Here is a 21,121-nt window from a genome sequence, read left to right on the forward strand (position 1 = left end):
GATGATTTTTACCAGGTTTGGGTTGCCACGAACTTGTCGAGGCCAGCCTTCAGTTCAGCTTCGATCTCGGCATTGTAGTCACCGGTATCGTTGATGAGCTTCATCAGGTTGGCATGCTCGGAGTTCATGAACGAGAGCAGAGCGGCTTCGAAGTCACCGATCTTCTTCAGCTCAATGCCCTTCAGGTAGCCTTTTTCAGCTGCGAAGATAGACACAGACTGGGCAGCTACGCTCATAGGAGCATATTGCTTTTGCTTCATCAGCTCGGTTACTCGCTCACCGTGCTCCAGCTGGGCACGGGTTGCATCATCCAGATCAGATGCAAACTGAGAGAACGCAGCAAGCTCACGATACTGTGCCAGTGCGGTACGGATACCACCGGACAGTTTCTTGATGATCTTGGTCTGAGCTGCACCACCCACACGGGATACCGAAATACCTGGGTTAACCGCTGGACGCAGGCCAGAGTTGAACAGGTTGGTTTCCAGGAAGATCTGACCGTCGGTAATAGAAATTACGTTGGTCGGTACGAACGCAGATACGTCACCGGCTTGGGTTTCGATGATAGGCAGAGCGGTCAAAGAACCAGTCTTGCCAGTCACGGCACCCTTGGTGAACTTCTCAACGTACTCTTCGTTCACGCGGGAAGCACGTTCCAGCAGACGAGAGTGCAAATAGAATACGTCACCTGGGTAAGCTTCACGTCCTGGTGGACGCTTCAGCAGCAACGAGATCTGACGGTAAGCAACTGCTTGCTTGGACAGGTCATCGTATACAATCAGAGCATCTTCACCGCGGTCGCGGAAGTATTCACCCATGGTACAACCAGAGTATGGCGCCAGGTATTGCAGAGCAGCAGCTTCAGAAGCGGTTGCAACTACAACAATGGTGTTGGCCAGAGCACCGTGCTCTTCCAGCTTGCGCACTACGTTGGCGATGGTAGAAGCCTTCTGGCCCACAGCCACGTACACACACTTGATGCCGGAATCTTTCTGGTTGATGATGGCGTCGATAGCCATCGCAGTTTTACCGGTCTGACGGTCACCGATGATCAGCTCACGCTGGCCACGGCCGATAGGGATCATAGAGTCTACCGCTTTATAACCAGTCTGTACTGGCTGCGATACTGACTTACGCTCAATAACGCCTGGTGCAATCACTTCAACAGGAGCGAAACCATCGTTGTCGATGGGGCCCTTGCCGTCGATTGGCTCACCCAGAGTGTTAACAACGCGACCCAGCAGACCACGACCAACAGGCACTTCCAGAATACGGCCTGTGGTTTTAACTTTTACGCCCTCAGCCAGATCGGCATAAGGACCCATTACTACAGCACCGACAGAATCACGTTCAAGGTTCAACGCGATTGCAAAACGGTTGCCAGGCAGTTCGATCATTTCACCTTGCATCACATCGGCCAGGCCGTGGATACGGATGATGCCGTCACTTACCGCAACGATAGTACCTTCGTTACGGGCTTCACTGACGATGTCGAACTGCTCGATCCGCTGCTTAATCAGATCGCTGATTTCAGTGGAATTCAGTTGCATGCTCAAACTCCCAATTACGACTGCAGCTTATCAGACAGGCGGGTTAGTTTACCGCGGACAGAGCCGTCGATGACCAGATCACCAGCCTTGATAATTACACCGGCGATCAGGCCGGCATCGATGCTGCAATTCAGCTTAACTTTGCGTGCGAGACGTTTCTCAAGAGAAACACTAATCTGCTGTTGTTGCTCAGAGCTCAGCTCGGATGCGGAAACCACGTCGGCCTCAACTTCCTTCGCCCACTCATTGCGGTACTCAGCGAAAAGCTGAGATACAGCAGGCAGTACCTCCAAGCGACCGTTTTCAGCCATTACCTTGATAAGGTTTTGACCGTGCTCATTGATTTGCTCACCACAAACATCGATAAAGAGTTTGGCGAGTTTAGTGCTGGCCAAAGAGCCAGCGAGCAGTGGGCGCATGGTGTCGTTTTCACTGACCAGTGCGGCGAAGCTCAGCATTTCTGCCCAGCTGTCCACGGCTTGTTTTTCAATGGCAAAGTCAAAAGCTGCCTTTGCGTAAGGACGAGCAATGGTGGTTAACTCAGCCATAACTCCACTCCCTTATCAAATTTCAGCGACAAGCTTCGCAACTATGTCACTGTGTGCGGCTTCATCAATCGAACGCTCAAGGATCTTCTCGGCACCGGCAAGGGCAAGAGCCGCGACCTGCTTACGCAGTTCCTCTTTCACGCGATTACGTTCAGCTTCAATTTCTGCTTTACCCTGAGCGATGATTTTTGCACGCTCAGCGTCTGCTTCGGCTTTTGCTTCTTCAACGATTTGAGACTTGCGCTTGTTGGCAGACTCAATGATTTCGTTAGCTGTAGCCTTAGCTTCTTTCAGTTGTTCAGTTGCTTTCGCCTGAGCCAACTCCAGGTCTTTTGCTGCGCGGTCTGCATGTGCAAGCCCGTCAGCAATCCTTTTCTGGCGCTCTTCGATGGCATTCATCAAAGGCGGCCATACATACTTCATGCAGAACCACACGAAGATAATAAAGGCGACCGTCTGACCGAGTAGGGTAGCGTTGATATTCACAACAGCCTCCTATTTAGAGTTAAGACAGAAGCGGTTGATTACAGCATTGCACCCAGTGGGTTGGTGAACAGCATGTACAGTGCAATACCTACACCAATCATGGTTACGGCGTCGAGCAGACCGGCAACGATGAACATTTTAACTTGCAGCATAGGAGCCATTTCTGGTTGACGCGCAGCGCCTTCCAGGAACTTGCCACCCAAAAGACCGAAACCGATAGCGGTACCCAGTGCACCCATACCAATCAGCAGAGCAACAGCGATTGCAGTAAAGCCCAGAATAGTTTCCATCTGTATCTCCAGTATCTAAATCTAAATTAGTTGATGATTTAGTTTAAAAAAATTTCTTCAGCAATCCTTAATGATCTTCATGGGCCATGCTGAGATATACGATTGTCAGCATCATGAAGATAAACGCTTGCAGTGTGATTACCAGAATATGGAAGATCAACCAGCCCAAGTGCAGGGTCACACCCAGGGAGGCTATCGCCCAGTTGGCACCATACATCAGCGCAATAAGGATGAAGATCAACTCACCCGCATACAGGTTACCGAATAGACGCAGAGCCAATGAAATTGGCTTGGCGATCAGGGTAACTGACTCGAGCAGGAGGTTGACGGGTATCATTGCCCAGTGGTTAAACGGCTGTAGCGTCAGTTCCTTCACAAAACCAGACACGCCCTTGACCTTGATGCTGTAGAAAATAATCAGCACAAACACACCCAGCGCGAGGCTGAAGGTGATGTTCAGGTCAGTTGTCGGAACCACTTTCAGGTAAGGCACACCCAGCAGAGCAGCGGTGTGTGGCAGCCAGTCAACCGGCACCATGTCCATGAAGTTCATCATGAATACCCAAACGAAAATGGTCAGAGCAAGAGGAGCGATCAGGGCATTGCGACCGTGGAATGTTTCTTTCACGCTGGTATCAACGAACTCGACGAGCATCTCGATAAAGCATTGCAGCTTACCGGGAACGCCAGTGGTCGCCTTTTTGCCAACGCTGCGGAAAATCCCCAGAACCAACAGACCAAGACCTACCGAAAAGAGCAACGAATCAATATGCCATGTCCAGAACCCTTCACCAGCCGTGAGGTTGGTAAGGTGATGCTGGATATAGCCCTGCGGTGTTAACGCTTCACCAGGTGCAGCCATGATTCATCCCACTTAACTTTGCTTGAAGTATAAAGGCGCTGTCCAATGCGCAAGCAGGCCCAGTGCATAGCAAACAAAAAGCGGCATAAAGACGACTTTAAGATTGATAAACACCAGAGAAAACAAGGCAATGGTTAACAGCAACTTTACCGCTTCCCCCCAGTAAAAGGTCTTGAGAACCTTTCCTGCTGAACTTGCTCCCGAGTGGGAAAAAGCGAGGGTTGCGAATACAAAATTAGGGAGCACTGCAATGACCGCCCCTGCCAAAGCAGAATAGCCATACTGCGCTCCCCACACGGCGAAAAAGAGAACTGAAGCACCCCCAGCCACCGCCGCCTGCATCATCACCAATTTATAGGCAGACCACCGGCCACGACGTGCTAAAACCTTACTCAATTCGTCTTCTCCGCATAAGGACTTTTTGTTTCGATGACCGGACAACAAATGCCCGAACAAACTCAAGGTACAAAAAGCTTGCGAAAGTATACCCGTTCAGGCCTTCATTGCAACTTTGGGATACTGAAAATCGTGACTTTTAACAGCATCTTCGACCAAAAGACTAAAAAGTTAAGATTAACATTTGTTACTAATTTACACGAAAATCCATTAACCGGATTAAATCAGCGAATTCTACTAAGAATACCGTCCAATTCAGCGAGATTTTGGTAATTAATTACAATCTTGCCCTTTCCTTTGGCACCGTGAGCTATGGCCACTTTAGCGCCGAGTCTTTCAATCAACTCACGCTCCAGACGCTCAACATCGTGATCTTTTACCTGCTTTTCAGGCTCTTTGGGGGGATTTAAGGTCCTATTAATCAATCGTTCAGTTTCCCGAACGGTTAATTCCTTGGCGGCCACATAACGGGCCAGGTTGGTTTGCTCTTCGCCTTCGATAGCCAGCAGGGCACGGGCGTGGCCCATGTCGATGTCGCCATACTCCAGCAAGCGTTTGACCGGCTCGTTGAGACTGTTGAGCCGGAGGAGGTTGGATACCGTCGCCCGGGATTTCCCCACGGCATCGGCAATTTGTTGGTGAGTCAGTTCAAATTCTTCAATCAAACGGTTGAGGGCAATCGCCTCTTCCATGGCATTGAGGTCTTCGCGCTGAATGTTTTCAATCAGGGCTATGGCTACCGCTGATTCGTCCGGTACCTGTTTTACCAGACAGGGGACCTTGTCGAGACGCGCCAACTGCGATGCGCGCCAGCGACGTTCACCGGCAATGATCTCATACTTGGTGTCGGAAACCTTGCGCACCACTATGGGCTGAATGATGCCCTGGGCGCGGATGGATTCGGCCAACTCTTCCAGGGCTTCGGGCGACATGTCTTTACGGGGCTGATATTTGCCGGGCTGCAACAGGTCCAGATCCAGATGGATAAGCTCTTCCTGTTCAGGGCGGCTTTCCAGCTGATCCAGTCGCTTGCTCGCGGCATGGCTGGTGCTGAGCAGCGCCTCCAGTCCCTTGCCCAAACCCCGTTTTTTAACTGTCATTGTTAATCCTTACGCCTGTTTTGCCTGACTCACGTGTTGCTCGGCGCGGCGGATGATTTCTCCCGCCAACGCCAGATATGCTTTGGCGCCGGCACTGGATTTATCGTAATACATGGCCGGGGCACCAAAGCTGGGGGCTTCTGCCAGGCGAATATTACGGGGGATCACAGTGCGATACACCTTCTCGCCAAAATGCTGCTTAAGCTGATCGGACACATCATTAGCCAATCGATTGCGAGGATCGTACATGGTACGCAAAATTCCCTCGATGCCAAGTCCCGGATTCACCATGGCGCCCAACTTGCCTATGGTATCTATCAGGGCGGTCAGTCCCTCAAGGGCAAAGTATTCACACTGCATTGGCACCAGCACCGAATCCGCAGCCGACATGGCATTCACAGTCAACATGTTCAGGGACGGCGGGCAATCGATAAAGATGTAATCGTACTGATCGCGGATCGGCGCTATGGCATTGCGCAGGCGAACTTCACGGGCGAAAAACTCCATCAACTTGATTTCGGCTGCGGTCACATCACCGTTACCGGCGATCAGATCGTACTTGCCGGCGGTGTCACGGATCACCACCTCGGCAAAGGGCTTTTCCTCCACCAGCAGCTCATAGGCCGTGCTCTCGGCATCGTACTTGTCTATGCCGCTGCCCATGGTGGCATTGCCCTGGGGATCGAGATCTATCAGCAATACCTTGCGTTTTGTCGCTGCCAGAGAGGCCGCCAAATTGATACAAGTTGTTGTTTTTCCAACGCCACCTTTTTGGTTGGCGACTGCAATCACTTTACCCACAATCTCGTCCTGTTGTTGTAATGTTGCTGCTTCAGCGGCCAGTGCCTGTCACAAGTTGCTTGATGTCAGACCGAATTGCAACTCGGTACACCCGGGTTCAGACCTTGGTCAATTTCAACAGATGACGCTGCTCATCCAACCCCGGAACCTGAAGTTCAATGCATTCCAATAACTTGAACCCCTCGGGTATGGCCTGCATTTCGTCTTCTGCCAATTGCCCCTTGAGGGCATAAAAACAGCCACCCTCGTTTGGCAGATGAGCACACCAGCTGAGCATGTCAGCCACAGCGGCAAAGGCCCGGCTGAGCACGCCATCAAAACCCTGTTCCGGCTGATACAGCTCCACCCGGCTTTCCACCGAGCTGATGTTGTTTATGCCGAGCTCAAAAGCCACCTGCTTCTGGAAGCGAATGCGCTTGCCCAGACTGTCGAGCAGCACAAACTGCTTGTCCGGATTCAGTATCGCCAGCGGGATCCCGGGTAAACCTGGACCGGTTCCCACATCGATAAAGCGTTCACCCTGCAAATGGGGCGAAACCACCAGACTGTCGAGCACATGGCGCACCAGCATCTGTTGCGGATCCCTGACCGAGGTCAGGTTATAGGCCTTGTTCCACTTGTGCAGCATGCCAACAAAATCCAACAATTTTTGTTGTTGTTCAGCACTGGCCTGCAGGCCTGCCTGCTTCAGGCCCGAGGCCAATATTTCCGATAACACAGACGGTCACTCCAAGGGAAAATCAGGATGGGGGCTATTATGAAGCCCGCTAAAGACTAAGGGAAGCCTCAATGCTTCCCTCAGTTCCATGGTGCGGCGCTCAGGCGCTCTTACGCAGCAAACCGCGTTTTTTCAGGTGCACCAGCAGGATCGATATGGCGGCCGGTGTCACCCCGGAGATCCGCGATGCCTGACCTATGGTTTCCGGCTTGTGGGCATTGAGCTTGGCGATCACCTCGTTGGACAGGCCGGGAACTTCCTTGTAGTCCAGTTCCAGCGGCAATCCGGTATTTTCATTGCGTTCTGCCTTGGCAATTTCATCCTGCTGACGCTGGATATAGCCGGCATATTTGACCTGGATCTGTACCTGTTCGGCCGCCAGCGGATCCGCCAATCCCGGACCAAATCCTTCGATAGCCATCAGCTTGTCGTAATCCATTTCGGGACGGCGCAGCAGATCTTCAAAGGACGCCTCCCTGGATATAGGCGTATTGAGATGCGGATTCAGGGCATTCACCAGCGGTGAATTCACGTGGATCCACTGACTGCGCAGCCGTTGCAGCTCGGTTTCAATGGCTTCACGCTTTTCATTGAATCTGGCCCAGCGGTAATCATCCACCAGCCCCAGCTCACGGCCCTTCTCGGTCAAGCGCAGATCGGCATTGTCCTCACGCAGCAGCAGCCGGTATTCGGCACGGCTGGTGAACATGCGGTAGGGTTCCTTGGTGCCCAGGGTCGACAGGTCGTCCACCAGCACCCCCAGATAAGCCTGATCACGGCGGGGAGCCCAGGCGTCTTTACCTTGAACCTGCAATGCGGCGTTCAAACCGGCGAGCAGCCCCTGGGCACCGGCTTCTTCGTAACCCGTGGTGCCGTTGATTTGTCCCGCGAAGAACAAGCCGGAAATATTCTTGGTTTCCAATGAGTTTTTAAGATCGCGCGGATCAAAATAATCATACTCAATGGCGTAGCCGGGGCGAATGATCTCCGCATGTTCCATCCCTTGAATGGAACGCACCAGATTCAGCTGCACATCGAAAGGCAAACTGGTGGAAATGCCGTTGGGGTAGATCTCGTTGGTGTTCAGGCCCTCTGGCTCGATAAAGATCTGATGGGAGCTCTTGTCGGCAAACCTGTGGATCTTGTCTTCAATGGAAGGGCAATACCTTGGACCCACACCTTCGATAACGCCGGAATACATTGGGCTTCTGTCCAAACCGCCACGAATAATCTCGTGGGTTTGCTCATTGGTGTGGGTGATAAAGCAGGATATCTGCCTGGGGTGCTGGCTCACATCACCGATGAAAGACATTACCGGCAGAGGATCATCGCCCTTCTGCTCGGTCATCTTTGAAAAATCTATGGTATTGGCATCAATTCTGGGGGGAGTCCCGGTTTTCAATCTGCCGATACGTATGGGCAATTCACGCAAACGATCCGCCAGGGCGATCGATGGCGGATCGCCGGCACGACCACCGCTGTAATTTTGCAAACCAATGTGGATCTTGCCGCTCAAAAAGGTGCCGGCAGTCAACACCACTGTCGGTGCCTCAAAGGCCAGTCCCATCTGGGTTACAGCCCCAACCACACGGTCATTTTCAACCACTATGTCATCCACGGCCTGCTGGAAAATACGCAAATTAGGCTGGTTTTGCAGTATTTGTTGGATCTTCTGCCGGTACAGTGCCCTGTCGGCTTGGGCTCGGGTTGCCCTGACAGCTGGGCCCTTGCTGGAGTTGAGGGTACGGAACTGGATCCCGGCGAAATCGGTGGCAATTGCCATGGCGCCACCCAGGGCATCAATCTCTTTCACCAGATGCCCTTTACCTATACCGCCGATGGCCGGGTTACAGGACATTTGTCCCAAGGTATCCACGTTATGGGTGAGTAACAGCGTCTTGCAGCCCATGCGTGCTGCGGCTAATGCGGCTTCTGTACCGGCATGCCCGCCACCGACCACAATGACATCAAACCTTTCATGAAAATGCATGGAGCTACCTATCAGGGAAAATGGAATCGATTACCAGCCGGACATTTTAGCATTAGCAGCTGGAGAGGTGAACGATCTATTTGGCTTGTCTGATCCGCAGGGGATCGCTAAATAGATCTTAAGATCTTTATATAGATCTCTTTATTATCTCTTACTATTAGGATCGCGATCTCTTGTGTGTAACTGTTTTTATATAGATAAAACAATAACTAGCACGATCTCGATCCTGTGATCTGTTGGCGATCTAACGTCCGTGAAGGTGTGGGTAGATCGCCATTTTATCCACAAGGGGGATCTTTGTACGGATCGAGTTGTGAGTAATGCAAAAGATGATCAGATCAAAATAATAGTTTATCCACAAACTTATCATTTAAAAATCTAAAATGTGGATATTGTGGATCCTAACTGTGAGTAAGGTGGAATAAGATCCACCCATGGATCTCAAAGTTTTGCCAGCCAGCCATCCAACCAGGCCAGCGCAGGCTCTTCGGGCACAGGATCGCTTTGTACATCAATGCGGATCTTATCCACAAAGGGTCTGGCACCGGCATCGGTTAATAGATCGATCAGCTGCTCAGGTCCCTGACAAAAGGTGTCGTAACTTGAGTCACCTATGGCACACAAGGCAAAGCGAACCTTGCCCAGATCCGGCATGGCCAACAGCAGTTGTTTGGCAAAAGGCTGCAAATTATCGGGCAGATCGCCGGCACCGTGAGTGCTGGAAACGATCAGCCACAGGGCCTGTTCATCCAGTGACGCCAGATCCGGATCCAGATAAGTTTGGCATTGGTGGCCGGCCTCCGTCAGTTTGGCCATCAATTCATCGGCCACGTATTCACTGCCACCCAGGGTGGTGCCTACCAGTACTTCAATTTTCGCCATCATCAGTTCCTCAATAGAAAGTGCCCCATATTAGCCCAATTTGGCCGCGAATTCGCCGTTGTCACTGTTGTGCTAGCATCAAGTAAATGCCTATTAGCGGGAGGGCTGGGTGAAACGCTGGATTGCAATCATTCTGTTGGCAATGGTAACCATGCTCGCCTTGCTGAGACCCGAAATTGCCGGCGAATCCTTGCCGCGGACATCCTTTAACTGGGATGAAGAGCAGGGCAATTGCATCAGGGCCGGTTCTGCAAAAGGCAGCCTCGACAGGCGAGGGCAGTTGTCCCTGCTGGTGTGGAATATCCATAAACAGCAGGATGGCGCCTGGCCCGGGGCCTTGTGGTTTGACCCAGAGCCAAAGGCGGATCTGCTGTTGTTGCAGGAAGTTCGGGCCGAACCCGTACTGTTGTCGGCGCTTGAAGATCAACATTATACCTGGCAGTACATGGTTGCTTTTAAGTTGCGGGGTCAGGGTTTTGGGGTAATGAGTGCCGCTCGCAGCAAGACATCTGTGGTTTGCGGCTGGCTGGCTACCGAACCCTGGATTAGGATACCCAAGTCGGCGCTGTTGAGCCTTTATCCCTTATCCAATGGACAGGAATTGCTGGCGCTCAATCTTCACGGCATCAATTTTGATTTTGGGTTAGCGGCCTGGCAGGCACAGATTGAAGAACTGATCAGCGCAAGTGCCGAACATCAGGGGCCGCTGATCTTCGCCGGAGATTTCAATTCCTGGGGCGATCGCCGCAGTGCCTGGCTCAGGCAAACCATGGCTGCTCTTGGGCTCAAGGAATTGAGTTTCAACCCGGATAACAGGGTATTGGGTTTCAATACCCCGCTGGATCATCTGTTTTACCGCGATCTGCACCTGGAAAGAGCTTATGCCCCGCCAAGCACCTGGTCAGATCATGCGCCTTTATTGGCGACCTTCAGCCTGATCACTGAATCCGATTGAAGCCCACCTTTCTAAGCTTTTCTGTCTTTGCTTCATGGCCTTGCATGACCAACTTCAGGGTTTGGGTTTACAGGTACAGGGTTGTGAAGGGCCGTTCGTATGGTGTTTTTATTCCCTTGCCGCGCTGTCCGGAACAATAGCATCAGAGTTCAACAAACTTTTGAGGATCGGCAAGTCCACATGCCTTTTGGCGGTAATGGCATAAAAGCTCTCGGTGACCGAATCCAGAGCGGCGTAATTTTTCAGAATACCGGCCTGAATCTCATCCTGAACCACCACCTCAGGCACCACAGCCACTGCGCCTGCGTCTCGGGCAAGCAGTCGCAGCATGGCCATATCATCCACTTCCGCATAGGGAGTTACGGACAGCCCATGCTGCTCGCAATACAGATCAAATTGAGTGCGAATATCGCTGTCGGGGCCGGGTAACAGGAGCTTTACCCGGGTCAGATCCTGCGGAAAACGCAGGGTTGCAAATTCGCTGTCGTTGGGGCCGACCAAAAATACACCTTGCTGCGCGATCAGCTTGCAGCGCCAGGGGGTGGTGGAATCCGATGCGACGGGACGGTTGGAGAGGATCAGATCCAATTTGTGTACCCGCAGCTGCTCCAGCAGGTCATCAAAATTGGACGATTTCAGCGCCAGCTTCACTTTATCCAGTCCTATCACCGGCCGCAGAAAGTTTTCCTGGAAGTTGCGGGAAAGTGTTGCCACTGCGCCAATCCGTAATTGCTGCACCCTTTGCTCGCCACTTTCCATCATGGAAAGTAACTCATTGCTCAGGTTGAAAATGCTTTCGGCGTATTCAAGCACCAAATGGCCTACATCCGTCAGCGACAGCGCACGTCCCTGGCGGTGGAACAGATCGTGTCCGAGCCGTCCTTCCAACTGCTTTATCTGAGACGATAACGCCGATTGGGACACATTGAGTTTTTGCGCGGCACGGGTCAAATGCCCTTCTTTGGCCACGGTCCAGAAATAGTGGAGATGATGAAAATTAAGGTTTCTCATGTGATTGTTCATATATAAAGAACGTTTTGTAAGTATATATATATTTTACATCTGTTTCATGCTGCAGCAACAATAGGCTCCCGAAGTAGCACGCGTTGTAGAAAGGGATGCTTTGATGTTTTTAACCTTGCATGACTATTTGTTTGCCACTGTTTACGGCGGTGGTTTTTTGGTCAGTCTGTTGACCAAAGATCATCATTGGCTGGTTGCCCGCACTGCCACGCGCATGGCCTTGCTCGTCAGTGTTCTCTCACCGTTAATATTAGGGATGACAACACCTGTCTTGCCATCGGCCCTGGCCATTGTGATGGGGTTACTGGTGGCATTGCTCGGCTGGGTGATAGTCGATTTTGCCTCCCGTTATCTTGAGGGTGACTCTGGTCAGCCCCGTTTTGTCCGTGCCATGTTATTCACCCTTTTTTCTGTCGCATTGCTGGTGCAAAGCGACAATCTTTTGCTGATGGCGCTGGCGTGGAGTGCAAGCAGTTTGGGTTTGCATGTGTTGCTCACCCATTATCAAGATCGCAAAGCGGCTGAAATCGTCGCACACAAGAAGTTTATCGTCAGCCGCATGGCGGATGTGTGTCTGATTGTCGCCCTGTTCCTGATCTACCGGTCGCTAGGGACCTTCTCCCTGCCGGGCATCAACCAGCAGCTGACTGAGATGACAACACTCTCTCCCGCATTGAGCCTGGCGGCCTTCTTGTTTGCACTGGCTGCTATCCTCAAAACCGCGCAATTACCGCTGCATGGCTGGCTTATCCAGGTGATGGAAGCCCCGACCCCAGTGTCGGCGCTGCTCCATGCCGGCATAGTAAACATGGGCGGTTTCGTGCTGATTTCTCTCGCTGCCCTGATAAATCTGGCTCCGCTGGCACAAACCACACTGGTCGTTGTTGGCAGTATGACGGCCTTGCTTGCTGCTTGGGTCATGATGACTCGGATCAGTATCAAGGTTCGTTTGGCATGGTCAACCTGCGCGCAAATGGGTTTTATGTTGATGGAGATTGGTCTTGGCTTGTATGAACTGGCGCTGCTTCATCTGGTCGCGCACTCAGTTTATAAGGCCTACTGCTTTCTGTCCGCCGGCGATGCTGTGGAACACACGGTAAGCAAAGATTATCTGCCGCAGATTGGCAGCATTAAAGGCACTTTTGTCGCCCTGCTGCTTTCGGTTGTTTTGGTGTCGGTCATATTGCTGCTTTGGCAGCAGTGGTTACCGGCACTCTCGCTGCCTGTATCTGCCGGCGTCATTTTGATATTCGGATTGTCGCCCTTGCTCTGGCGTTATGACGGCACATCACTGCCTCAGCTGGCACTGGGCGCTATCCGGATTTGCTTCTTATTGCACTTGTATCTGGTGTGGCATGCCGCGTTTGCGCAAATTGCGCCAGCAGCCGCGCCAACACATCCGGCGTTGCTCTTCTTCGTCTGCGTGGCTTTTACCTTGCTTTATATAGGCCAGGTGGTGATACGTCGCTATCCCCACTCCAAGGTGGTTAAACGCCTCTATCCATGGGCGTACAACGGTTTTTATCTGGACGAGACCTTCACCCGCCTCACATTCAAAGTTTGGCCGGCGAGACTGAGCACCGAACAGGCACAAACTCAGGTTAACCGGAAAAAAGTAACCTTTGGAGAATCCGCATGACAGCCCTGCTTTGCGACGAAAACAATACAAGTCTCCTATTGGAGGCTGCCATCCAAGCCGCCTGCGACAGCATTGCACCCAATTGGCCGCTGGATCGAATGATTGCGGTTAACCCTTACTGGTCATGGGTTGGTAAACCCTTCAACGAGGTCGCCCATCACCTCGCGCGATTGGCCGGTTCGCCCATGGCGATGCCACTGGACTACTATCGTAAGCATTGGGAAAACGGCACTATTTGCCATCAGGATTTGACACAGGCATTGGCATCCCATTTCCCCCTCGGGAATTGGGATCTACAAGCTGCAATATCGGCCTTGAATGCCGAAGATGGGGCCCCGGTGCCACCACCTTTGTTGTGCGACACCCTGGACAGCCAACGCAACCTCCACAAAGAGCCGGCCTGGTGCGATACCATCACCCATCAGGTTGCCCAATTTTGTGCTGCTTATTTCGATCAGGATCAGGCCGATTGGCACCCATGTAGTGATATAGGGCTTTACCAAAGCTGGCGTGACACCCTGCGCCATGATCACAGCGTAGCCTTGCTGATGAAAGCGCCCCACATTCCTGCCTTGGCGGCTGAAATGGCTTCAACGCCCAAAGCACAAATCCGGCAGGCCCTTACTCAGCTGAATATTGCGCCCGGGCAGTGGCAAGACTATCTGCAGGCGGTGATCTATCGCGTGAGTGGTTGGGCGGCGTGGTGTGCTTATCAAAAATGGCAGGCGGCCCTGTCACATAAGGAGGATGACACCCTGATCGATTTGCTGGCTATCCGCTTGAGCTGGGAATGTCTGGTGGATGACAAGGCCCGTCATTCAGGCTCGGTGTGGCAACGTTGGCAGCAGCAATGGCAGCAACACTTACAGCAATACAATCCAGAGCTCACACACGCCGGGCTTATCTGGCAGCGTGCCCATGAAATCAGTTACCAGCGTCAGTTGAGCAAAAGACTGTCACAGCCTGTCACGCCAGCCAACGGGTCATACAAGGTCCAGGCCGTATTTTGTATTGATGTCCGCTCCGAAGTTATCCGACGCCACCTTGAAGCCCAGTCAGACGACATCAAAACCCTCGGTTTTGCGGGTTTTTTTGGCCTCCCCGTCAGTTACACGCCAATTGGAACCGAGATTAAACGCCCTCAGCTCCCGGGCTTGTTGGCGCCGGTATTGTCGGTATCTGACAGCGCAGGCTGCTGCGAACTGGACAACTCGCTGGCCGGGAAAAGGCAAAACGCATTGCAGCGGGAGTCGGGTTGGTCGCTGTTCAACACTATGCCGGCCTCGACCTTTACGCTGGTGGAAGCGCTGGGGCTGGGGTATGTGGGCAAGCTGATCAAACGCGCGCTGCCGGTTGCCGGGAAACCAGACTCTGCACCCGGATTATCCAGTGCAGGCATCAAGCTGCTTCGTCCGACCCTTGTGGCTGACGTCGAGCAACAAGTGATGCTTGCCGAAAGCGTCCTGAAAGGCATGGGGCTGATAGGCGATCTCGCGTCCCTGGTACTTCTGGTTGGACACGGCAGTGAGAATGCCAATAACCCCCAGCGTGCGGGGTTGGACTGTGGTGCCTGTTGCGGCCAGACAGGGGAGGTGAATGCCCGTGCTTTGGCACAATTGCTGAATCAGCCCGCCGTGCGTCAAGGTCTGCATCAGCGAGGCATTCAAGTTCCTGATAACACGAAATTCGTTGCAGCACTTCATAACACCACCTCGGATACCTTGACGCTGTTCGATACCGAGGTTTTTGATGATGACTTTCAACAGCAACTCAGGGCACTGCAAGCCACGCTGGACGCTGCTTCCTGCGCGGCACGGGCAGAACGTGCACCGCAACTGGGGCTGCTGCAAACCGTAAACAGACAGAATGCCCTTAAAAAAGGTATGGAACGCCGCACTCATGATTGGGCACAAACTCGTCCCGAGTGGGGGCTGGCGAATAATGCCGCCTTTATCATAGCGCCAAGGGCACGCACCCGTGGCATAAAGCTGGATGGTCGCACCTTCCTGCACGAATACCAGAGTGACGCCGATCCGGATGCAAGCCTGCTGGCGCAAATCATGACTGCGCCTATGGTCGTGACCAATTGGATTAACATGCAGTATTACGCATCCACTGTGGATAACCGTCGTTACGGGGCAGGTAACAAAACACTGCACAATGTTGTCGGTGGCCGATTGGGTGTTTTTGAAGGCAATGGCGGCGATCTGCGGATAGGTCTTGCGCTTCAATCTGTGCATGACGGCCGGAATTGGCGTCATGAACCCATCAGATTAACCGTGGTTATCGATGCGCCAGAGCAGGCCATCACCTCAGTCATCAACGCCCACCCCATTGTTCAACGCTTGGTCGAGAACCAATGGCTTTATCTGGCACGTTTTGACAAAGGAAAGCTCGCCTTTTTCGAAAGAGGCACGTGGAAGCTGTGGAGTGACGCGTAAAGAGAGCCCATAGCACCGTCTAAATAGCAAAGCCGTGCGCCAACAGTGGCTGGTGCACTAGACCCTTATTGTTGCCCCTGGTGTATCCATGAAAACCGAAATACTTAACGCGCTGCTTGCGGCAGATTTTCAACGTGCAGGAGAGCTGTTAACCGCCGGCGAACTGGTTGCTGTACCGACAGAAACCGTTTACGGGCTGGCCGCGGATGCCGGCAATCCAGAAGCCGTCGCCAAGATTTTTGCTGCCAAACAAAGGCCGAGAAATCATCCACTGATTACCCATATTGGCAGCATTGACCAGTTGTCCCTTTGGGTAAAGGAGATCCCTGATTGGGTTTCGCCGCTAGCAGATGCTTTCTGGCCCGGGCCGCTGACACTGATCTTCGAACGTCACCCTTCGGTTTCCGATGTGATAACCGGCGGACTGCCCAGCATAGGGGTGAGAATGCCTGATCATCCGGTGTTGTTGTCATTGCTACAGCAGTTTGATATTGCCGTTGCCGCGCCATCTGCAAACCCATATCAAAAACTCAGCCCTACCAGCGCAGCGCAAGTGCTGAGTGGCCTTGATGGAAAGATAGCTGCGGTACTCGATGGCGGAAACTGCGGCGTCGGTACCGAGTCAACCATTTTGCGGGTCGGTGAGGATAAAGCGGAGATTTTGCGCAGCGGGCCCTTGTCTGCCGAGGATTTACAGCCCTATTTGCCGGTACCTGTTATCACGCCACAAAGCCATCACCAAGCGGTATCCGGTAATAAAAAAGTGCATTATCAACCAAATGCCAAAGTGGTTATATGCCCAACCCCCACGTTTGCAGCGACGCTGGCCGCTGAGCCAGAGACGACAGGCGCCCTGGTTTATTCGTCTTCTCTGCAGGGGATCAATTGTCGGCAGCGCCTCATCCTGCCCTGCGATCACCAAGGCTATCGTCAGGCGCTTTACGCCTCTCTCCATGCGCTGGACGGCAAGGGAGTTCACAAGCTTTTGGTTGAAGCGCCGCCAATATTGCCTTCATGGGCCGATATCTGGGACAGGTTGAGTCGCGCCGCCGCCGAATAGGCGCCGGCAGCCTAAGCCCTCAAACTAAGCCCGCAACGAATCCTGAAAACCATAAAGTCCTCTACCCGGTTTGCCCAATGTTGGGGTATCCGGGGAGAGGACTTAAAGAGGTTTGATTCAAAGCGCTACTCGGCCCCAAATCATTTGCCGATACAGAAGGAGCTGAAAATCTTGCCCAGCAGGTCGTCAGAGGTGAATTGACCCGTGATTTCAGACAGCGCCTGCTGAGTCATGCGCAGTTCTTCGGCCAACAGCTCTCCCGCCTGGAAGACTTCCAGTTGTACCTTGCCCTGTTGCAGATGTTCAGCGGCTATTGCCAGGGCTTCCAGGTGGCGACGGCGGGCGATAAAGCCACCTTCGAGATTGCTCTGGTAGCCCATCAGGCTCTTGAGGTGTTGCTTCAGACTGTCGACCCCCAGTCCGGTTTTGGCCGAGATCCGATACACTGCATGGCCTTGTTCCTCTGTGACTTCCAGCGTTTCGCCGGTGAGATCGGCCTTGTTGCGCACCACAGTGACGCCGAGTCCTTTTGGCAGACGATCGATAAAGTCAGGCCAGATATCGTGGGGATCTACGGCATCCGTGGTGGTGCCATCGACCATGAACAGCACCCGATCGGCGCTGGCTATTTCATTCCAGGCCCGCTCTATGCCTATCTGCTCCACTGTGTCCGTGGTGTCTCGAAGGCCGGCGGTGTCAATGATGTGCAGCGGCATGCCATCGAGGTGTATATGTTCGCGCAGCACATCGCGGGTGGTGCCGGCGATTTCCGTGACTATGGCCGATTCCTTGCCGGCAAGAGCGTTAAGCAGGCTGGATTTACCGGCGTTGGGACGACCGGCAATCACCACCTTCATGCCTTCGCGGATAATGGCACCCTGCTTGGCGCTGGCTTGCACTTCATCGAGCTTGGCTATGATGCCGTAGAGGGCCGCCGCTATTTTGCCGTCGGAAAGGAAGTCCACTTCTTCATCGGGAAAGTCGATGGCGGCTTCCACATACAGACGCAGGTTGGTGACCTTGTCCACCAGCTCGTGAACCTCACGGGAAAATTCGCCCTGCAGGGATTGCAGGGCGCTCTTGGCGGCCTGCTCGCTGGTGGCGTCGATAAGATCGGCAATAGCCTCGGCCTGGGTCAGGTCCAGTTTGTCATTCATAAAGGCCTGTTCGCTGAACTCACCGGGACGGGCGATGCGGACGCCTTCCACTGCAAGTACGGCGCGGATCAACATATCCAGCACCACCTGGCCGCCGTGGCCCTGCAATTCCAGTACGTCTTCACCGGTGAAGGAGTTGGGACCCTTGAAGAACAGGGCAATGCCCTGATCCAGCACAGTGCCGTCGGCAGACTTGAAATCGCAGTAGTCGGCGTAACGGGTCATGGGCAGGTGACCCAGCACAGCCTGGGCCACAGTGGCAGCCCGTTTGCCCGAAATCCGGATGATGCCCACGCCGCCTCGGCCCGGGGCTGTGGCCTGGGCCACAATAGTGTCAGTTGTCACGTCAGTTTCCGTTTGCAATTCAAACAAAAAGGCGACCCGCAGGCCGCCTTTGAATTCATTAGCCTGAAAATGCGCTTATTTTAAGCCCTTTTTCTCCAGACCGGCATAAATAATCTTCTGTTGGGTGATGGCCACCAGGTTACCCACCAGCCAGTACAGTACCAGACCGGCCGGGAACCAGAGGAAGAACACGGTGAATATCACTGGCATCCATTGCATCATCTTTTGCTGCATGGGATCCATGGTCGGTGCCATTGGTTGCATCTTCTGCATCAGCCACATGGATACACCCATCAGCAGCGGCAGCACATAGTAAGGGTCCTGCACCGACAGGTCGTGGATCCACAGCATGAAGGGCGCATGACGCAGCTCAACGCTTTCCATCAGTACCCAGTACAGGGCGATGAAGATGGGCATTTGCAGCAGCATGGGCAGACAGCCACCCATGGGGTTAACCTTTTCCTTCTTGTACAGCTCCATCATGGCCTGACCCATTTTCTGGCGGTCATCTCCGAAGCGCTCCTTGAGATCTGCCAGCTTGGGTTGCAGATTGCGCATCTTGGCCATGGACACGTATTGTGCCTTGGTCAGTGGGAACAGCAGGCCACGTACTGTCAGGGTGATCAGGATAATGGCAATACCCCAATTGCTCACCAAAGATTGGAACAACATCAGCAACTTGTAGATGGGCACGGCCAGCCACCAGAGGAAGCCATAATCCACCACCAGGTTCAGGCTCTCTGACAGTTCAGACAGGGCGGCCTGATCTTTCGGACCCACATAGAACTGGGCGCTGATGGTTTGGGATTCACCCGGTGCTATGTCGTGCACCGCACCCTTGAAGCCGATATTGGCCTGGCCACCGGCGCTGACGGAGCTGAACAGGGTGTTCTTGTCATTGGCGCTGGGGATCCAGGCAGACACGAAATAATGCTGCAGCATGGCAACCCAACCACCCAGGGTGGATTGGTCCAGGTCTTTCTTGGCCATGTCTTCAAAATTGTACTTCTCATAACGCACATCGGCGGTTGAGAAGGCGCCACCACGGTAAGTCGGCATCATCATGCTGCTTTCGGTGGGCTTGATGGTCTGTTTAATCTGACCGTACATCTGTAACTGCAAAGGCGCAGCAGATTGGTTATTGACGCGGTAATCCACACCAATGTCGAACTTGCCACGATGGAATACAAACACCTTGGTTACCGTTACACCCTGATCATTGGTCAGGGTCAGAGGCACTTCCAGGGTATCCTGACCATCGGCCAGCACAAATTCATTGGCAGAGGCGCTGTACTGGGCGCGGCCCTTGGCTGCACTGTCGACACCATCACGACCAATCAGACCACTCTGGGCGATATAGGTGAAATCCTTCAGCTGCTCCAGCAACACAAAGGGCTCGTCTTTATCCAGCTCCAACTTGTGTGATATCAGGGCTGCATGCACTATGTCGCCACCCATTGGGCTGATGGCCACATCCAGTTGATCGGTCTTAACCTTGATCAGTGTCTGGTTGTTGACCACTGCGGCGGGGACACCGGCGTCGGCTGTTGGAACATCGGTATTGACTGACTGTTCCTGCACTGAGGCCGCAACTGTTTCGGTTGTGACCGGTTTGGGGGCTTTGTCAGCCTGCCACTGTTGCCACAGCAAAAAGCTGACAAACAGCAGACCTACAAGCAAAATATTGCGTTGAGATTCCATAGCCTATTTATTACACCTGTCTTTTTTGGGGGGAACGGGATCTGACCCGCCGGGATGTAAAGGGTGACATTTTAATATGCGTTTGGCTGCAAACCAACAGCCTTTTACCGTTCCGTGGACCTGGATCGCTTCTATTGCATAGTGGGAGCAGGTGGGATGGAAGCGGCACTTAGGGCCCAGCAAGGGGCTGATAAATATTTGATAACCACGGACCAGGCCTATGGTCAGCCATTGTAACGGCGACTGAGTTTGCGCCATAGCTTCTCTATCAGCCTCGTGAGTTCGGCATTTTCCATTTCCATCACGCCATTTCTGACCAAAACGACAATGTCCAGCGGCGGTAATTCATGCTGGTTCAGACGAAAGCTTTCTCTGATGAGACGTTTGATACGATTGCGTTCGTGGGCGCGCTTTACATAGCGTTTGGCCACGGTCAGTCCAATTCGGGGATGGGATGTGCCATTGGGAATGGCAAGCAGGGTAATTTCTGCTGAAGACGCTTTGATGGGATTGGAAAAAACAGCTTTAAATTGCGCGGGAGTTAACAAACGTAACTCCCGCGTAAAGGTGTAGCAAGTCACCTAGTTGTCGACCCTGGATCAGGCAGACAGACGAGCGCGACCTTTGGCACGGCGACGAGCCAGTACCTTACGGCCGTTTGCTGTAGCCATACGAGCGCGGAAGCCGTGAGAACGCTTGCGCTTCAGGTTGCTAGGTTGAAAAGTACGTTTACTCATGATGGCAATCCGTCTTTGTTAGTGAACATTCCTTGTCTCGTTATCGAGGCAAGGGCAAAAAAGAGGCCGAATTGTAATCACTGATGCGTCTGCCGTCAAGAAGCAAAGCCCTACAACAATGGAATTCAGCCCGGTTTTCTTTCCACTGCTTATGCTCAGAACACCACAGAGTGTGGATAAGTCTGTGCATCGGCACTATATCTGGTGGATCCAGTTAATGCCAAGCGGATCGAAGGTCGCGCATTATAGATCAATCCGGATCGCTTTATAAAGCAAGATTTCCACGGGATTGGCGTAAAAAAGATCCTTTTCGATCTTGACGGATCCCCTGGGTTAAGGTCTTGGGATCTCGCTGGGGATAAATCCATTTAAAGGATAGCGATCAGGGCGATCTCCCGATAGAATACATGTCCTTTTGGACGATCTATTTGGGGATAACA

General features: G+C 52.9%; 21 protein-coding genes. 4 read left to right on the top strand and 17 right to left on the bottom strand.

Annotation, left to right across the window (positions count from 1 at the left end):
- Positions 1 to 8: 8 nt before the first annotated feature.
- The 11 genes from atpA to mioC form a co-directional block, all read right to left on the bottom strand.
- Positions 9 to 1,550: a F0F1 ATP synthase subunit alpha gene (gene atpA, locus JYB85_RS18830; protein WP_207380515.1), complete on the bottom strand. Its 1,542-nt coding sequence runs from the start codon at positions 1,548 to 1,550 to the stop codon at positions 9 to 11.
- A 14-nt stretch (positions 1,551 to 1,564) separates the two neighbouring features.
- The gene (atpH, locus tag JYB85_RS18835; RefSeq protein ID WP_207380516.1) at positions 1,565 to 2,098 is read right to left on the bottom strand and encodes a F0F1 ATP synthase subunit delta; all 534 of its coding nucleotides are present in this window, start codon (positions 2,096 to 2,098) and stop codon (positions 1,565 to 1,567) included.
- Positions 2,099 to 2,113: 15 nt separating this feature from the next.
- Entirely contained in the window at positions 2,114 to 2,584 is a 471-nt protein-coding gene (gene atpF, locus JYB85_RS18840) for a F0F1 ATP synthase subunit B (protein WP_207380517.1), read from the bottom strand.
- 38 nt (positions 2,585 to 2,622) lie between these two features.
- A complete protein-coding gene (atpE, locus tag JYB85_RS18845; protein WP_011761755.1) occupies positions 2,623 to 2,874 on the bottom strand; it encodes a F0F1 ATP synthase subunit C in 252 nt (83 codons plus the stop codon).
- 67 nt (positions 2,875 to 2,941) lie between these two features.
- Positions 2,942 to 3,736, bottom strand: a complete 795-nt coding sequence (atpB, locus tag JYB85_RS18850) for a F0F1 ATP synthase subunit A (RefSeq protein WP_207380518.1) — start codon at positions 3,734 to 3,736, stop codon at positions 2,942 to 2,944.
- Between the two features lie 12 nt (positions 3,737 to 3,748).
- Positions 3,749 to 4,132 carry an ATP synthase subunit I gene (locus tag JYB85_RS18855; RefSeq protein ID WP_207321432.1) on the bottom strand — a complete coding sequence of 128 codons (384 nt, stop codon included), beginning with the start codon at positions 4,130 to 4,132 and terminating at the stop codon, positions 3,749 to 3,751.
- Between the two features lie 224 nt (positions 4,133 to 4,356).
- Positions 4,357 to 5,232: a ParB/RepB/Spo0J family partition protein gene (locus tag JYB85_RS18860; protein ID WP_207380519.1), complete on the bottom strand. Its 876-nt coding sequence runs from the start codon at positions 5,230 to 5,232 to the stop codon at positions 4,357 to 4,359.
- A gap of 9 nt (positions 5,233 to 5,241) precedes the next feature.
- The gene (locus JYB85_RS18865) at positions 5,242 to 6,033 is read right to left on the bottom strand and encodes a ParA family protein (protein ID WP_207321434.1); all 792 of its coding nucleotides are present in this window, start codon (positions 6,031 to 6,033) and stop codon (positions 5,242 to 5,244) included.
- A gap of 97 nt (positions 6,034 to 6,130) precedes the next feature.
- Positions 6,131 to 6,751 (bottom strand): 16S rRNA (guanine(527)-N(7))-methyltransferase RsmG, encoded by a 621-nt coding sequence (gene rsmG / locus JYB85_RS18870; RefSeq protein WP_207325056.1) that lies wholly within the window; start codon positions 6,749 to 6,751, stop codon positions 6,131 to 6,133.
- 100 nt (positions 6,752 to 6,851) lie between these two features.
- Positions 6,852 to 8,741: a tRNA uridine-5-carboxymethylaminomethyl(34) synthesis enzyme MnmG gene (gene mnmG, locus JYB85_RS18875; protein WP_207325057.1), complete on the bottom strand. Its 1,890-nt coding sequence runs from the start codon at positions 8,739 to 8,741 to the stop codon at positions 6,852 to 6,854.
- A gap of 441 nt (positions 8,742 to 9,182) precedes the next feature.
- Positions 9,183 to 9,623, bottom strand: coding sequence for an FMN-binding protein MioC (mioC, locus tag JYB85_RS18880; protein ID WP_207380520.1), 441 nt, complete (start codon positions 9,621 to 9,623; stop codon positions 9,183 to 9,185).
- Positions 9,624 to 9,732: 109 nt separating this feature from the next.
- Between mioC and JYB85_RS18885 the strand changes: the two genes are divergently transcribed.
- Positions 9,733 to 10,578 carry an endonuclease/exonuclease/phosphatase family protein gene (locus JYB85_RS18885; protein ID WP_207380521.1) on the top strand — a complete coding sequence of 282 codons (846 nt, stop codon included), beginning with the start codon at positions 9,733 to 9,735 and terminating at the stop codon, positions 10,576 to 10,578.
- Between the two features lie 108 nt (positions 10,579 to 10,686).
- On the opposite strand, the gene JYB85_RS18890 is transcribed toward JYB85_RS18885, so the two are convergent.
- A complete protein-coding gene (locus JYB85_RS18890; protein WP_207380522.1) occupies positions 10,687 to 11,589 on the bottom strand; it encodes a LysR family transcriptional regulator in 903 nt (300 codons plus the stop codon).
- A 115-nt stretch (positions 11,590 to 11,704) separates the two neighbouring features.
- On the opposite strand from JYB85_RS18890, the gene JYB85_RS18895 reads away from it, so the two are divergent.
- The 3 genes from JYB85_RS18895 (at position 11,705) to JYB85_RS18905 (ending at position 16,741) form a co-directional block, all read left to right on the top strand.
- A complete protein-coding gene (locus JYB85_RS18895; protein ID WP_207380523.1) occupies positions 11,705 to 13,240 on the top strand; it encodes an NADH-quinone oxidoreductase subunit L in 1,536 nt (511 codons plus the stop codon).
- The gene (locus JYB85_RS18900) at positions 13,237 to 15,681 is read left to right on the top strand and encodes a YbcC family protein (RefSeq protein WP_207380524.1); all 2,445 of its coding nucleotides are present in this window, start codon (positions 13,237 to 13,239) and stop codon (positions 15,679 to 15,681) included. Before JYB85_RS18895 ends, JYB85_RS18900 begins: the two co-directional genes overlap by 4 nt.
- An 88-nt stretch (positions 15,682 to 15,769) precedes the next feature.
- Entirely contained in the window at positions 15,770 to 16,741 is a 972-nt protein-coding gene (locus tag JYB85_RS18905; protein ID WP_207380525.1) for an L-threonylcarbamoyladenylate synthase, read from the top strand.
- Positions 16,742 to 16,881: 140 nt separating this feature from the next.
- Here the strand turns inward: JYB85_RS18905 and mnmE are convergent, their stop codons facing one another.
- The 5 genes from mnmE to rpmH all read right to left on the bottom strand — a co-directional run bounded on the left by mnmE (position 16,882) and on the right by rpmH (position 20,681).
- Positions 16,882 to 18,243 carry a tRNA uridine-5-carboxymethylaminomethyl(34) synthesis GTPase MnmE gene (gene mnmE, locus JYB85_RS18910; RefSeq protein WP_207380526.1) on the bottom strand — a complete coding sequence of 454 codons (1,362 nt, stop codon included), beginning with the start codon at positions 18,241 to 18,243 and terminating at the stop codon, positions 16,882 to 16,884.
- Between the two features lie 75 nt (positions 18,244 to 18,318).
- A complete protein-coding gene (gene yidC / locus JYB85_RS18915; protein ID WP_207380527.1) occupies positions 18,319 to 19,944 on the bottom strand; it encodes a membrane protein insertase YidC in 1,626 nt (541 codons plus the stop codon).
- A gap of 3 nt (positions 19,945 to 19,947) precedes the next feature.
- Positions 19,948 to 20,202 carry a membrane protein insertion efficiency factor YidD gene (gene yidD / locus JYB85_RS18920; RefSeq protein ID WP_207380528.1) on the bottom strand — a complete coding sequence of 85 codons (255 nt, stop codon included), beginning with the start codon at positions 20,200 to 20,202 and terminating at the stop codon, positions 19,948 to 19,950.
- A complete protein-coding gene (gene rnpA, locus JYB85_RS18925) occupies positions 20,169 to 20,525 on the bottom strand; it encodes a ribonuclease P protein component (protein WP_207321445.1) in 357 nt (118 codons plus the stop codon). Before rnpA ends, yidD begins: the two co-directional genes overlap by 34 nt.
- An 18-nt stretch (positions 20,526 to 20,543) precedes the next feature.
- The gene (gene rpmH / locus JYB85_RS18930; protein WP_011758135.1) at positions 20,544 to 20,681 is read right to left on the bottom strand and encodes a 50S ribosomal protein L34; all 138 of its coding nucleotides are present in this window, start codon (positions 20,679 to 20,681) and stop codon (positions 20,544 to 20,546) included.
- Between the last annotated feature and the right edge of the window lie 440 nt (positions 20,682 to 21,121).

The sequence above is a fragment of the Shewanella sedimentimangrovi genome, from assembly GCF_017354965.1.
Taxonomy (GTDB): Bacteria; Pseudomonadota; Gammaproteobacteria; order Enterobacterales; family Shewanellaceae; genus Shewanella; species Shewanella cyperi.